The organism is Collinsella sp. HCP28S3_B9 (assembly GCF_052066095.1).
Taxonomy (GTDB): Bacteria; Actinomycetota; Coriobacteriia; order Coriobacteriales; family Coriobacteriaceae; genus Collinsella.
On sequence record NZ_JBQHST010000041.1, the window covers coordinates 1 to 15,013 of the forward strand.

The following is a 15,013-nucleotide window of genomic DNA, read 5'->3' on the forward strand; positions in this document are numbered from 1 at the left end:
GCGGGGGGCGGCTTGGAGGCGCGTTTGGGTTTTTTTATGGGTTTTTTAATTTTTGGGTCAAAGGAAATAAACAAAAAAAATCCCGCGGGTCTGGTTTATTCCCCCCCCCCGCTTCTTTTTGTTCGTTATTACTGGATGGTTTTCTTTCCAGCCCATTTTTCTCTTACGACTGTTTTCCCTTCCTGTATTCCTCCTCAAGATCGTTGATGGTTTTATTTTCATCGGTCGTCCACATAGTTTTACCGTTGGAGCTTCGGCCTGCTACGAATCCCGCTGCCGCCGAGGGACTCGAAAACGCAATGTCATCGGTGAGCACGTAATCCTCTATGAGGTCTGCATGCGCGTTGCGTTGCTTGATGACGGAGACCGGGCAGCTTACCGTAAGATCCCTGGCAATCTTCGTGCCTTTTTCGACGATAAAAACGCCATCAGACACATGAGCGGTCCCTTCGGAGTTCTTTGTCGAGAGATGAAATACATGGCCGGAAAGTGCGGTGGCAAGCTCGTCGTCTAATGTCTTGACCGTCTCCGCTTCCGCAATCGTAGAATCCTCTTCCTCAACCATTTGTTTGCTCTTAATGATTGAATCTGCAACGATGAAAATCTTGTTAGCAAGCCAGCGAACGATACAGTCTTTCACGAAATCGTAATCAGACCCCTGCGCATCGTCCTTAAGAAGCTCAATGAACTTAGGGAGGACCGCCTCCAGGCCATTGAGCTCTTTGATTGCCTCCCAAGTGCTATGGGCGTTTTTTGCTGAGTTCTTATCTTTTGAGGGATTATCCGAGACGCTTTTGTCGCCGCTTTCCTTATCGCGGATTCCTCGGGTCTGTTCTTTAGCGAGTGACTCGTCATGATCGTTTTCGTCGTCATGGCTGCCCGAGCTAGTTTGACTGGATTTTTCTTTTGCAGTGGGTTCTCCGTCGGGGCTTTCACCATATTTCTTTTTTAGATTCGCTTCAATTTTATCTTGGCTTGTCCAAAAAACGGGAATGCACCGGCGAGGCCTATCGTCCTTGTCAGTTTTTTCATCATTTTCTCCTTCAGCGTTTTCAAGGAAATGATTGTATTCGTGACAGCAGTTCTTGCTTTCGATATAGCCAGGCGTTATGAAAGCAAGCAGGATGTCCGAGCCTTCGAGAGCTTCATTCATCTTCTGTTCCCAGCGCTGCCCGTAATCGATGGAGACGATATCGGTGAACTTGTCAATTCGATAGTCGGTCAAAGCAAGCATATCTTTGCTTGTGTTGAGCATATCTAGGGTTCTGTCAACGATATCGAGCATGTGGTTGAATGTGTTGTCCGCACGTCGGTAGCTTACGAATATCCGCAGAAGGGTGTGGCCCTCGCTATCTTGCTTTAAATTTGCGGCGGATGGCTTTCCCATGTTGCAATCCTCTCGATTGAAATCGTTATTTATCCATGTCCTTCTTGGGCTTGACAACATTTCCCTTGGCGATGCGGGCTGAGAGGGCGACGATGATTCGGTCGTAGGCGTAGACGTCCTTGCCCAGCAAGAATCCACGGGCGCCGAGTATGTCGTTGTCGGGTGTCATGTAGGCGTGACGCATGAGGATGTCGGACTTGCGAACGCCTTCGGCCCCGCTCTTGTTGGGCTTGCCGCTCAGGAACGCATCGACGGCTGCTGCACGCATACGCTGCTCGCGTTCCTGTTCGACGGTGCCGTGTCCCAGTTCGGTCATGCCCGTTGCCCGGCAATAGGCAAGCCACCGATCGTGCTCCATGTCCCCTAAACGACAGATAAGGGCGAATTCCTCGCGGTTCTTCTGCTCGCTGGCATCGAACTCGGCTTTGGTGGCTGCGTCGGGAACGACGGAGCTTAATATCGCATTGGCAATGTTGTCGTTATTCGAAGCCGGCTTGACCTTGCCCTGCAGTTTCTCCCTCCAAGCATGCTCGAAGGATCCCTGCTCCACGTCGGCGTCGCTAAAGCCAAGCGCCCAGAAGCGGTAGGGGATATGTGCTGCCGAAGCTCGGCTGCTGCTCTTGTTGGATTCTTTGCCGTTGTAACTATTAACTGCCTTCTCAACGGCGAGTGTTGCGTCAAAATCATTCTCAATAGAGCCATTAAAGCAAAGGTCGTATGCCGCATTGAGCTGCACGGCCAGGCGCTCGCGCTCGTCATTGATGATGTTGCTGTAGGTGTAGAACGCCTTGCGGGCACCAAACGGATGCATGATATTGGCGGCGTCTTTGCCAGTCGTCTGAGTCTTATCGAGACTTTTAAGGGCGCCTAGGATTTCTTCGCTCTCGATATGGGGACAGATGACGGGTTGCTGTTTGGTGTAGTCCGGTGAGCCCTGGTCGATAAAGCGATTGAAGATCTGACGTTGGAGCATGAGCGAATAGGAGAGGTTTTGTTCACAATCTCCCATGGTTACGAAAGCGTAAAGACGAGCGTCATCGGTAATTAGTGCGCTGTCGGCCTTGGACGATACGCATTTGTTTTGAGCGTCGTAGTGCAGTGTAGTGACGGTGTCGCCTGCAATAAGGCGATCGGTTGTAACCGAGGGCGCCTCAGCTTCTACAAAGCGAATTGTCGGCATGCCGTTGCAGCTTTCGCCAAACATCTCAGGGTAGCGGGCTGCTTCGCGTTCTAGTATCGTTCGGGCGTTGGGGTCGACAACAACAATGTTCAGACGAACGCCCGGCATGCGGCCCATCCAGAAGGAAGTGCGTGTTGCCTGCATGCCGAAATCGCCTGCGCCGAAAACGAGAACGGTGAGATTCTGAGGCTTGGGATTTGGGTCGACGGAGATATCGATGGGTTCGAGCACGCTGTAGAGCGGAGCCTCTTCAAGTACATCGTATATTTCGTCTTGTACGCGTGAGAGCAAGTGAAGACAAGTCGGCTCATTGTCGGCTTTGATGGCATCGAAGATCTGGGCATCATCGGGGTTCTTGTGGGTGCAATGGAGCGTAATCTTGGGCGCGCAGCCGGCTTGAGGATCCTTGTGCGTCGCTTCGAGCATGTCGATCGTTGCGCTGACATTGTGTTCGGTTTCTTCGCTCGTTGCGACGACGTCAACTGCGACCAGATGCTTAACTGCATCGCGCAGCGATGTAATCGTTGTGAGCACATCGGCTGCTTCGGAGTCGGTGAACACATAGCGCACATAGCCCTGGCACAGATTGCGCAGTACGCGCTGACGTTCGCTGTCTTCGTCGCTGCCTAGACAAAAGATGAGGGCGATGTCGCCGTTGCCATTCGCGTTATTGAGCGTTCCGTCCTTGATGTTGTTTACGATATCACGCGCGAGCAACTCGGTGTTGGCATCGACGCTCTCAAAGATAATTGCATGGTCGGCATACTTGAGATGACGCTTGATAACGCTGCCCGAGAGACGCGTGGCAACAGCGTTGAAGGCAAATAGGCCAATTTCAACGGGAAGGGCGATGATGTATGCAAGTGTGAGCAGCGAATAGAGCAGGTTGAATACCTGGCCGGCAACGCTGCCGCCAAGGGGAATAGCGCTATAGACGGTTGACGTCACATCGGTGAGGCCGGTCTGGATGGTCGTTGTCCATCCCACGGCAAAGAAATTGGTGATGACCCAGCTAATAAAGTTGAAGGCTCCCGGCTCCCAGCCCTCGCCAAGATCCGAAGAAAAGCACTGCGCCCAGGTAACGGGGGCAAATAGGCAAAAAGCGCCAAGAGCAAGAATTCCAAAGGCGACGATGCGACGGTTGGAATTGATCTCGAAGCAAAAGAGTTTGTGCTGATAGTTGTGCCGTTCCAAGTGTATGGAATAGCAGAGTGCGACGAGAGCGACGAGGAATGCCACGAACCAACAGATTGGAGAAATCAAAGTAGGTACCTCCTGTGAGTATAGAGATGAACGGATAACGTGAACTGGGTCTGTTGCCGCCTACGTAAGCATGCGGTCTCTCAGCTCGGCCGCCTCGTTAATCTCGACATTGGTGCGGCCTTGGAGATCTTCGGTGCGCTTGCTGGTGAGCTTGCCGTCCTTTAGTCCGTAGGTGGTGTACTGAACGATTGCGCCGGCGGTTTCGGCTGCCTGACGTAGGGGCTCGTAGGTGTCGGTTTGCTCGCACCATGTATAGAAATCATCAACGGTGGCGTTGGGATTGCCGCTAAAGAGTCGATACCATTCGCGTCCAAAGCTGCCAAGGACCGAGAACGTCTTTTTCTCGACAAGCTTGTCGCCCTTGTATTTGTAGTCCAGCGTGAGGTCCACCAGATAGGCGGCTCCCGTTTCAAAGGTGTTCTCATTGCCCTGATGACCGATGACCTCGGCCTCCGGGTAGTACTTGTCAATAAACTCGGCGGCATCGCCTTCGTAGTCAGCAACGATGCGCACACTCTGCACTTTGCCCCGCTTGTACGTGTAGTGCAGGATGCGCAGCAGTCGCTCCTGCCAAAACGCATAGGAAAACAGGTGGTCGACAAAGTGCGGGTTCTCAAGCCGATTGGCCCGATTCATCCAAACGGTTTGAAACAGTTGGTAGTCGGCTTGCGGCTCGTCCGTGACCTCGCGGAACCACTGTACGGCGAGGTCGGCGGGGATATAGAACGATAGTCGCTCCTGCGGAGTACCGCTCTTGGCCGTTTTAGCGCGCAGGGGAATCTCGACCTCGTAGCCAGAACCGTCGTCCGTTCCGCAGTTTAAAACGGGCGGCAGCATAAACTGGCAGGGGCCCTCGTCGCATACGCGCATCGGCTGGGGGCTAACAGGTTGCCCGTCAAACTCCATTTCGATGTCTGCGTCGTCCTCTTCGTCCTCGTCATCATCTTCGATGCCAAGGTCGTAGCCGGTGTAGTAGTCATCCAGGTGTCGCTCGTTTACATTTCGCCCGTTTACGACGTCAAAGACGGTAACACCCGTCATGCGGTCGCAATACTTTGCAACTTCAAAGAGGTTGCAGCTCTCCTCGGGCGTAAAGTTATCCATGCGGTGCAGGAACTCGGTAGCGCATTCCTCGGGATCATAGCCGTCCATGTCGCTGCCACCGACCCAAAAGCTGGGATCACGATTGCTTTTGAAGTACCACCAGTACCAGACGGGGCAGAATACCGCATTTACGCCAAAAAAGACCTTTTGGATGATGTTGCCGTTGCCGTCGAACTTGTAAGCGAGCGGCAAGTTAACAACCGGATCGTTTGATGTGTCACGCGCCATGGTGTGCTCCCTGCGATGATTTGTGTTGCGCGCGAAGGCCAGATTCGATGCGTCTGACCTTCGCGCGCCTGTTACTTCGCATACTAGGTCGCCTGCGCTGCATTCTGTTGCGCAACATCGTGGACGGCGCGGTTCGACGTCCAGGGTCGACGCCGCGCAACAGATACATGGCTTGGCCGTGCCAATCGCTCTCTAGTAGCGCGCCGAGCGCTGGGCGTTGCCCGGGTTGTAGCCCGCCCAGGCGGCGATGACGTCCGACTCAACGACGCTCGTTGCAATGTTGATAAAGCTGCCGCCGCGGGGCAGGTCGGTATGGAAGTCTTCGAGCAGGTTGGGTTGGAACCTAAAGTCCTCAAAGTTGAGTGTGTTGGGGTTGTAGAGCTGACAAGTACCATCCTCGGTAGAGATCGGGCCAACCATGTAAACGGCCTTGTGCTCTACGACCTCGGTATCGTCGACGTTGATCACCTCTCCGCGATCGTGCGCGGCAGCGGCGTGCTCCATGAGCTCGAGGAATCGGTCGGCTTCGGCGCTGCAGAGTACGCAGCGCGAGAAGAGCACCGTAAGGGCATAACCCGTTTTACGACCCAGTTTTTCTCGCAGCTCGTTAAATCGTTGCGACTGCTCCGGGGACATGCGCGTCTTGGACGGCGCGGTCTGCTTGAGTCCGCACGTCTTAAGGAACATCGCGTTGGCCTTGCGTAGGGCGCTCATAGCGGCAGAGTCGCTCTTTGCCGCGGAGACGTCGATGCGTCCTCCCTCGGGAATCTGCTTGTAGCGAGAGAAGCCCTTCTCGCCCTCGACGGGCATCCAGTACGTAATGATGTCATTTTCCACTACGCTAAAGCGGCACGTAAAGGGCGCGCCGATTGCCGGTGCCTCGCCGTAGAACTTTACGCGTACGGCTTGGTCGGTGTCCGCCATCCACATCATAAAGCGATGGCTATTGTCGCCGTCATGGCTCCGGAGCTTTGCAATAAGGTAGCAAACCGAGTCGCAGCGGCTCTCGAGTGCGGCACCTCTTCCGGTGGCGATGGCGCTTATGCCTTGGGCCTTGAGCTCGATGTCGCGGTGCAGCGCGTTGAGCTCTTCGGATGTCAACAGGTCTTGGCCGAGAAGCCCCGCGACAAGCGCGCCGACTTCTATGTCGGTATTAAGGGCGGCGTCGATAACCTTGCGGTGCGCCTGGTGGCTTGCATAAGCCGGCAAAGGTTTGCGGCCTGTGGCAAATCCAAATGGGTCGCGGATCTGATCGCCGCCGCGATAGAGCGGCTCCAAAAAGAACATGTTCATGTCATTTTGCTTGCCCTGCTTTTGACCGTAGGCATCGAGGGAGTTCCAGACATGCTTTTCTGCAATGGGGTTCATCCACAGGCTGATTTTCGATTTTTCTGCCGAGGAGGTCGAGGTGTTCTTTTTGGAACTTGCGGCGGGACGAGAAGCCGGGACCTCACGATGACTGTGATAATAGTCAGTATCGATTCCTAAGGCCTCGACTAAGTCAAAAAAGTCGCCAGCTGTTTCGCCTTTCGCGAGCTCTGCCATGACCGGTTGCGATGGGTCGTCGACAAAGGAAATGCGTGTTTTTCCGTCATCGGAGACTGCCTGACAGTATCCGCATCGAAGCGCGACGTAGCCTTCCGGTTCACTGCCTCGGTCAAAGTAGGTGTCATCTTCGCAGCCGAGCGTCTCGGGGACGGGGACAGTTGGACGATCGGTGCCCGGAATCGTTATAGCAGCACCCGCTGCGTACTTGAGCTCGTCGAAATACTCAGTGTAGAGCGGAATGTTGTAATGTTGGGCTAATGCCTCGAGAACGATGGCGTTGGGCACGGAGTGCGCCACGCGATAGCGCACGGAGTTATAGCCCCATTCGACATCGGTTGCATCATCGGGGATTCCGTGGCCCACCATGGTCCTCAGGACCTCATCGGGTGAGTCAAACGTGCTATCGGGCGTGCCGCAAATCGCCTGGAGCGAGAACCCGCCAAAGCACTTGTCGAGATCATCGCGGATATATGCGCAGCAGTCATGGTTGGGAAAGACGATGCGAAACGTCATCGCACCCATGGCCTGAGACATGTAGACGTTGCCCGATGCCTGGGCATCGGACTCTGCCTGGGCATTGGACTCTGCCTGGGGCTCCTCTTGGGCGCCAAACTGGTCCTTGAGAAAGTCGAAGTACAGGGACACGTTTCCGCGCTGCGCATACGAACGCATGATGGGGTCGGTGGTGTCCTCAAAGTACTTTTGGCTTCCGTCGGGCATGGACATGGTTCCCATGCCGCAGCGGAACAGGGTGTCGGTGGCGCCGTCGAACCCCTCTGGGAAATACACCCAGCAGCTCTTGTCGACCACGTTTGCAAACGAGACGCTATCGCCCTGCGCATCGGCGATCACGGCGCCGGCGGCGATCTCATCGGCATCGGTGTACTCGTAGTAGACGGGAACGCCGATCATCTTGGAGATAGTCTTGGCAACCTCCAGCGAGGGGATGCCGTTGTATTCGTACTGGAGCGAGTTGTAGCCCCAAACGACGTTGGTGACCTCTTCGCCGTCGGACCCGCAGGTTTCCAGGGCGGCATTGGTGGCGTCGGTCGGATCCATGTGCTGGAAGTCCTCGTAATCGGGGATCACGGCAGCAAAGCAGAACTCGCCATAGTCTCGCTCCAGGGCAGCTTTGGCCTGCATGCAGATATCGTGATTGGGAAACACGATGCGATTGACAATCTGGTTGATCGAGATCCCTCGGTCGGTATCTTGAAGCAGATGCTCAAAAATCTCGTCCATCGTTCCTTCTTTCGTATGCGGTGGAAGCCCACGATCCCGGGTTTTAGGGCTCGTGGCTTTGCTAACCCGAACGCTACTGCCCCGATGGGCGAGAACGTTGCGCAACATCCGCGAGTGCGCAAATTGCAATGCGGAACGGTCTGTGCTGGGGCGGTGGTGGTGATGGGGGAGGCGGACGACCCGCGTTCGTATGCCCCGCTGTCTATGAAAAACGTGCCCGCCGACAGGTCGTTATCGGCGGGCACGTTCGGGGCTGCATATGGATTGATGCTCGAGATCAGGCTTCTTTCTTGATGGAGCTGAGTGTTACGACCGTGGCGATTGAGGCAATGCAACACAGAAGCGGGTAGATGGGGCCGGAGCAGGTCGTAGACATCCATGCCATAATCGCGGCAACGAGGGCGAGCAAAGTAAAGCCGATGCGTGCGATGGATACCTTTTTCTGTAGGAATGCCATGATAAGGCCGATAACGGAGGCAATGACCGGAATGGCCCACGTGTAAGTTAGCATGTTGACGTCCCCGATGCTGCTACTGCTGCTGCCGTACGCTGCCATTGTGTCGGCGTAGTCGCCCATCTCCAGCATGGTATAGCTGGACTTAAGTCGATATGCCTCGCCATCCGCGCTGTCGCCACCAAAGAAGCTAGAGAGGTTGTTGGCGCCATCGGAGATGTACTGGGATGTTTGATAATCGCTGGCGGAAGGCGAGAACCACGGCATAAAGGCCAGGATGAGGGCGATGACGCCAATGGCCAGCGGGACGATGACGTTGGTATTGAGCGAGGCACTCGGGACGCTGATCGCTGGCTTTGCCGGGCTAGGCGCTGCGGCGTGGCCAGCGGGCTCCTTGACCGGAGTTTCCTCGCGGGTGGCGGTAGGCTTGGCCGGAGCGGACTGGTTGGCAAACTTGTTGCCGCACTTGGGACAGAAGGCGATGCCGTCGGGGATCTTCTCTCCGCACTTGGGGCAGAACATGGTGCATCCTTTCGTTGGGAACCTTGACGAGCCCTAAGATAAGCTTTGATTCTCTGGTTATGTTGCGCAACATTGCGCGCGATGGCGCGGGTATCCTTGACACAAACGAATTAAAGGCGGAGATAGGACCCCCATGAGTTTCTTTGACGATCTTCAGAACTCTATCAATCGCGGTGTTGCCGGTGCTAACCGCACGGGCAACACGATTAAGCTCAAGGCGCAGCTGAGCGAAGCCATGAAGCGCCGTCAGACTCTTGCTGCCCAGCTTGGCGCAAGCCTGTACGATGCGACTAAGGACGACCCCACGTTCCGCGCCGGTCGCGAGGCCATTTATGACGGCATTGCTGCCATCGATGCCGAGCGTGCGGGCTATCAGGCCGAGATTGATCGTATCGAGGCCGAGGCCCAGGCTGCCCAGGCCGCTGCCGTGCGCTACACCTGTCCGTTCTGCGGTTCTTCCGTTGCTGCCTCTGACCTGTTCTGCTCGGGGTGCGGAAAGCCCATGGCGGAGATCGAGGCGGAAATTACTAAACGGCGAACCAACGGTATTGCAACGATGGCAGCTTCGGATGCGTCGAGCTCTGCGATGTGCCCTCAGTGCGGTGCCCCCGTCAACGAGGGCGATGTGTTCTGCATGAGCTGCGGCGCCAAGTTGGAGCCGGCGCCGAAGCCGAAGCCGGAGCCTGAGGCGGAGCCGGTTGCCGCGCCCGTACCGGTTGCTGCGTCCGCGCCGGAGCCCGAACCGGTTGTTGCACCCGAGCCAGTTGTTGTACCCGATCCCGAGCCAATTGCCGCTCCCTCACCTAAGCCCGAGCCGATCGTCGCGCCTGCCCCTGCTCCTGTCTTTGAACCCGAGCCGGTAAGCGCTCCCGAGCCTGAGCCTGTCGCTGCGCCCGCACCCGCATTTGCTCCCGAGTTCGTGCCGGCAGCAGTGCCCGTGCAGGTAGTCGCACCTGAACCTGAGCCAGCCGTCTCTCTCCCAAACAACACGTGTCCCACCTGCGGTGCACCTAACGATCCCGAGGATAAGTTCTGCATGCATTGCGGCACCAAACTTCACTAACATCGCTTTCCTATCGGCAAGGTTGAACTACGCCAAAGGGACCGTATCTTTCTAGGCAAAGCGTCTAGGGGCCCGGCCCTTTGCATTGGGCGTTTCGGTGCCTTATCCAGCTACCGTTTAATGTTGCGCAACAGAATTTGATCAACACCGCTTAGGGTTGAGATGTCCGGTGGATAAGAGAAAGGAATCTGCCATGAGAAACGTCAAGAAATGTTTCAGGGGGGGGGTTGTTGGTCGGAGCGCTTGCGCTCTCGATTAGTTCCCTAGTTGTGGGCAGCGTGACCGCCATCGTCGCGCCCACCCCGGCGTACGCCGCATCCAAGAAGTCGTCCAAGAAGTCCAAGGACGGATCGGTAAAGGGCGTCAAGGTCAAGAAGAAGGTCGACAAGTACAGCTGGGCCGATCTCGCGAAGATCTCCGACGCCATGACCAAGTCCGGCAGCCGCAAGGCCGCGCTCAAGATCGCCAAGGAGTACAAGCTCTGCGACAAGAAGGGCAAGCTCGACGGCAGCCAGACCAAGAGCGTGGCGCTGTCTACGGGCAAGACCTCGGTCCGCATCGTAGGCTTCTACCATGACGACCTGTCCGATGGATCCGGCAAGGCCGGCATCACGTGGCAGTTTGTCGATGGCATGTGCAACGCGCCCTATATGGCGGAAAATGGTAACCGCCGTGTCGATAATTTTAAGCTCATGGATACGACGATGCAGGGTCTTGCCACCGATTCTTGGCTGCCGTCTGATATCACCAGCCGTTTGGCAACGGTTTCAGTCAAAACGGCATCCGTCGATTCGGTCAAAAACGGCGAGGCGGTTTCTTCCGATGCCAAGCTGTGGGCCCCTTCGGCTGTTGAGGTCCTGGGCGATGCCAAAGACATGGCAGACATAAATCGCGATACTGAGTGGATGGCAAACGCGCTGAATGCCGAGGGCACGCAGTACGACCTATTCAAGGACCAGGGTCTAAGCTGGGATGATCAATGGGGCGCGTTCTCGGATTACCCAACATCGTATTTTTACACCTGTGATTACATTGGGGATGCTGTTGATAAAGGTGCTAATGGCATGGAAATGCCTCTAGCAAAAGAAGGCGCTACGCCCACCATAGTCTCGGATAGCAAATCAGATGACGATCAATGTGTGACCGTCTATAGGTCGCTGTACTTGAATCCGAAAACCCCGGATGAAAATTTTAATAACTATGCTATGGCGATGGGTCAATCGAAAATTGCTGGCCCCGGCCGCTATCAGGCTGTGGCCACGGTTGGCGACAAGGTGACCCAGCCCCTGTTCTGCCTCACTGCCGCCGCCGATGAGGACTCCGCAGCTGCGGAGTCCAACGGCATCGCCATTCAGGACAGCGTCGACAATTACAGCTGGAGCGACCTCAAGGTTATCGCCGACGAGATCGCCGATGCGGCGAACAATGGCGGCGATCCGTATGCCGTTGCTGCCAAATACCATCTGGGAGATGAAGACGGCGGCCCCACGGCTTCCAGCTATAAGACGGTAGAGCTCAAGAACGGCGTGACGGCTAAGGCATATATCGTCGGTTACGGCTGCGACGATCGCGCCGATGGCAAGGGCAAAGCGGGCATCACGTTCCTGTTTGACGACGTTGCCCCGTTCGAGGCCTCGATGAACAAGGATGGCGCCAATTCTGGCGGCTGGAAGGACAGCGACCTTCGCAAGACGCTCAACAAGCAGTTCATTAAAAAACTGCCCAAAGACCTTAAGAACAGCATCGTCAAGGTCAAGAAGCTCACCAACAATTCCGGCGTAACGACCGACGTCTCTTCGGTGACGGAGACCAAGGATGCTCTGTGGCTGCCGTCTGCTATGGAGATATTTGGAACAACCGACATTGAGGACGAGACGAACGGACTTATTAAGCGGCAGCCCGACCAGGTGCCTGTTTACGAGGCAGAGGGCAAATCTTACACGCTGTATCAATTGGTCAAGCTCCTCTATCGTTATGACAATGATTACCCCACTGCGTGGACGCGCTCGTGTGATGCTTCTCAATCTGGAACTTTTATTGCCTATAACGGTTTTGATCTCTATTCGGGTGTTGATGCTGGCGAGGCATATGCGGTTTTCCCCGGCTTCTGCCTGTAGTCGTTAATACTGCCTGGTGGTGATTGCGAGCCCTCGGAGGGAAACGCTTTCCGGGGGCTTTGTTCACACTCGTATCAATGACGCATAACGAATCATTTGATTTATTCAGGTCGATGCAACTGTCCTAATACACGGAGGGAAGGAGGGGCCATGAAATGCCCCAAGTGCGGCGCCGAGATCGCCGAGAAAGCTGCATTCTGCGGTAAATGCGGCGCCAAGATTGAACATGAGGACGCTGGCGTGACGGATGCCATTGTGCCGGATGCCACCGTTGAGGACTCCTCGGACGTCGAGGTTGAGGATGCTCCGGAGGAGGTGCCTGCGGAGGACTCAACGGATGAAAAGAGCGAGGGAGAGCCGGAGAAGCAGCTCAGCAAGAATGCCAAGATTGCGATTGCTGCAGTGGCCGTTGTCCTCATGGTTGCCCTTGGCGTTTTCCTTTTCAATCAGCAGCAGCAAAAGGATTTTGAGAATGATGTCGAGGCCCAAGTACTCGAAGAAGCTAAGGCGGAGTACGAAGGCCAGACGGAGCTCTTTGCCAAAAACGATTACGTTGAGCCTTCGGAGTACCAAGTCGATTCGCTTGTCGTATCCGAGTTTAACGAGAGCGATGGCAAGGTGACGGGCACTGCGACCGCTGACGTGTCCAACGAAAGCTTCTCTACGACGGTCGAGCTCAATTACGCTGCCGATGTAGATGGCAGCAGGAATGTATCGAACGTCACGATTGAGCCCACTTCTACCGAGACGACCCCACTCACGGGCATCACGACAGATGAAGAGCATGGGATCGAAGATGCGGATTCTGATCTGTACGACGACAACACGTGCGTCGTCGATTATGTTGACGACAGTACGGCGAATTGGGTTGTGACGTCCGGAGCCAAGCATGAGCTGACGTATAAGTTCAACGGCAAGAAGTGGAAGTTTAAAAAGGACGAGCTGAGCGGCGATATCGAATGGGGCGATTTCTCGGGGACGTATTATCCTGTCGACGGCTCCGATAGCTGGCTCCGTATGTATTCCAATACCCCGGGAACCGTGGTCTGCGAATGGCATGGTGATTATCACATTACCGGCTCGGCCGGGGATGTTATCCAGGATCTTAGCGGCACCGTTAGCGCAACGGTCGGCGATGTTGAGATTCAAGATTATGGCAACGGGTTCTATGGCTTCGATTTTAGCGATGAGCATGGGTATGCCGCGAACGGTCTTCGCGGAATGGCTCACTTCAAGCTGATCTTCAACCCCGAGCAAGAGGGTAGCCTAAAGCTGTTCAAGAGTGAATACCAGCAGCAGGCAACGGAAAAGTACCAGCAGTTTATTGCCATTGCCAATTTCCGTCATGGCGGCAGCGTCAATAACCTGCGTGAGCGCTCAGCCGGCGTCATTGGTATTCCTGATGACTTTGGTGGCGGTCAGAGTTCGTTTAACGATACGAACTTTACCTATAACAGGAAAGACGAATAGCCGCCCGCATCACGTGGCGAACGATGGGGTCCGAGGGTTATCCTCGGGCCCTTTTTGCATGGATGGCATTTTGGGGTGCCTTGTTGTGCGCTTGCCAATTGCCCGATCCGTTAAATGTTGCGCAACAGAAAATGCCAGGCTCCGCTTAAAGTTGAAGGCGTCCGGTGGATAAGAGAAAGGAATCTGCCATGAGAAACGTCAAGAAATGTTTCAGGGGGGGGGTTGTTGGTCGGAGCGCTTGCGCTCTCGATTAGTTCCCTAGTTGTGGGCAGCGTGGCTACCATTGCCTCGCCTACCCCGGCGTACGCCGCCTCCAAGAAGTCGTCCAAGAAGCCCAAGGACGGATCGGTAAAGGGCGTCAAGGTCAAGAAGAAGGTCGACAAGTACAGCTGGGCCGAGCTCGCGAAGATCTCCGACGCCATGACCAAGTCCGGCAGCCGCAAGGCTGCCCTCAAGATCGCCAAGGAGTACAAGCTCTGCGACAAGGACGGCACGCTTGATGGTAGCCAGACTAAGCGCATGGCGCTCCGTGACTGCGAGAGCACGGTCACGATTGTTGGCCTGTATCACGACGACTTGGCTGATGGTTCGGGCAAAGCGGGACTTACCTGGCAATTTACCGACGGATTGTATGCGGGCAGCCCGATGTACGCCCCTGGAGCTGCCGGTTTCGACTATTTCCCCAGTTCGATCAAGGACCGTTTGGCTACCATTTCCAAAAAGACGGTCTATCTCGACGGCGCTAAGACCAGTGAGGCTACCTCGGAAGACGTCAAGATGTGGGCACCTTCGGCGACCGAGTGCCTGGGCGATGCCGAGGACATGCCTGAGGTCAATCGAGACTCCGAGTGGATGGCCATGTCCCTCAATGCCGAGGGTACACAGTATGATTATTACGAGTATCTAGGCTTAAGTTGGGCAAACTCAACAGGATACGCTAGCGATACCGACGTTGAATGTCCCTATGGCTTTGCTTCCGTTGACGACGGCCAAGGGGGTCTGAATCTTCAAGGTAGTTATGGCCCGTACAATTCGAGGGGGTCGGGCTTCAGAAGCATTTACTATGATCCTTCTATGCCTGATGCCGATCTGGGGCACTTGGCCGAAATGGGCGCCCATGCATATTCGGACTCCGATGCATATGCGTGTGACAACAACAATACTTGGTCAGATGATCAGGGCCGCATTACGAATGTCGCAGTCATGCCCATGTTTTGTCTGACTGCTTCCTCGGCTGACGATGCGGCAGCAGAGTCAAATGGCGTTGCCATCCAGGACAGTGTGGACAACTATAGCTGGAAAGACCTTAAGACCATTGCCGATGGGTAGTGTCCCGAATGTTGGTGTAGAGCTCGGTTTTCGAGGGTAGCCGCAGGCTGCCCGAGGAGCCGAGAATCACCTAGAATGCCGTCATTCTAGCGCATGCTACGCCGCC

Annotated in this window: 10 protein-coding genes; 5 read left to right on the plus strand and 5 right to left on the minus strand. The window is 55.4% G+C overall.

The window, feature by feature from the left end:
- Positions 1–207, plus strand: a 207-nt coding sequence (locus ACTNBB_RS08610) for a hypothetical protein (RefSeq protein ID WP_441071074.1), incomplete at its 5' end; no start/stop codon positions are given.
- Here ACTNBB_RS08610 and ACTNBB_RS08615 read toward each other — a convergent pair.
- From ACTNBB_RS08615 to ACTNBB_RS08635, 5 genes are all read right to left on the minus strand, one after another.
- A complete protein-coding gene (locus tag ACTNBB_RS08615) occupies positions 164–1,387 on the minus strand; it encodes a DUF4357 domain-containing protein (protein ID WP_441071076.1) in 1,224 nt (407 codons plus the stop codon). The two genes, ACTNBB_RS08610 and ACTNBB_RS08615, sit on opposite strands and share 44 nt — an antisense overlap.
- Positions 1,388–1,412: 25 nt before the next feature.
- Entirely contained in the window at positions 1,413–3,830 is a 2,418-nt protein-coding gene (locus tag ACTNBB_RS08620; RefSeq protein WP_441071077.1) for a hypothetical protein, read from the minus strand.
- Positions 3,831–3,890: 60 nt separating this feature from the next.
- Entirely contained in the window at positions 3,891–5,162 is a 1,272-nt protein-coding gene (locus ACTNBB_RS08625) for a hypothetical protein (protein WP_441056869.1), read from the minus strand.
- A gap of 192 nt (positions 5,163–5,354) precedes the next feature.
- On the minus strand, positions 5,355–7,952 hold the full coding sequence (locus tag ACTNBB_RS08630; protein WP_441056871.1) for a hypothetical protein: 2,598 nt from the start codon (positions 7,950–7,952) through the stop codon (positions 5,355–5,357).
- Positions 7,953–8,229: 277 nt separating this feature from the next.
- Positions 8,230–8,928 (minus strand): zinc-ribbon domain-containing protein, encoded by a 699-nt coding sequence (locus ACTNBB_RS08635; protein ID WP_441056873.1) that lies wholly within the window; start codon positions 8,926–8,928, stop codon positions 8,230–8,232.
- A 133-nt stretch (positions 8,929–9,061) separates the two neighbouring features.
- Between ACTNBB_RS08635 and ACTNBB_RS08640 the strand changes: the two genes are divergently transcribed.
- The 4 genes from ACTNBB_RS08640 (at position 9,062) to ACTNBB_RS08655 (ending at position 14,907) form a co-directional block, all read left to right on the plus strand.
- A complete protein-coding gene (locus ACTNBB_RS08640) occupies positions 9,062–9,991 on the plus strand; it encodes a zinc-ribbon domain-containing protein (RefSeq protein WP_441056875.1) in 930 nt (309 codons plus the stop codon).
- Positions 9,992–10,221: 230 nt separating this feature from the next.
- Positions 10,222–12,108 carry a DUF6273 domain-containing protein gene (locus tag ACTNBB_RS08645; protein WP_441071079.1) on the plus strand — a complete coding sequence of 629 codons (1,887 nt, stop codon included), beginning with the start codon at positions 10,222–10,224 and terminating at the stop codon, positions 12,106–12,108.
- A 150-nt stretch (positions 12,109–12,258) separates the two neighbouring features.
- Complete coding sequence (locus ACTNBB_RS08650) at positions 12,259–13,578, plus strand: zinc ribbon domain-containing protein (RefSeq protein ID WP_441056879.1); 1,320 nt, start codon at positions 12,259–12,261, stop codon at positions 13,576–13,578.
- Positions 13,579–13,803: 225 nt separating this feature from the next.
- Positions 13,804–14,907, plus strand: a complete 1,104-nt coding sequence (locus tag ACTNBB_RS08655; RefSeq protein WP_441071081.1) for a hypothetical protein — start codon at positions 13,804–13,806, stop codon at positions 14,905–14,907.
- Positions 14,908–15,013 lie beyond the last annotated feature (106 nt).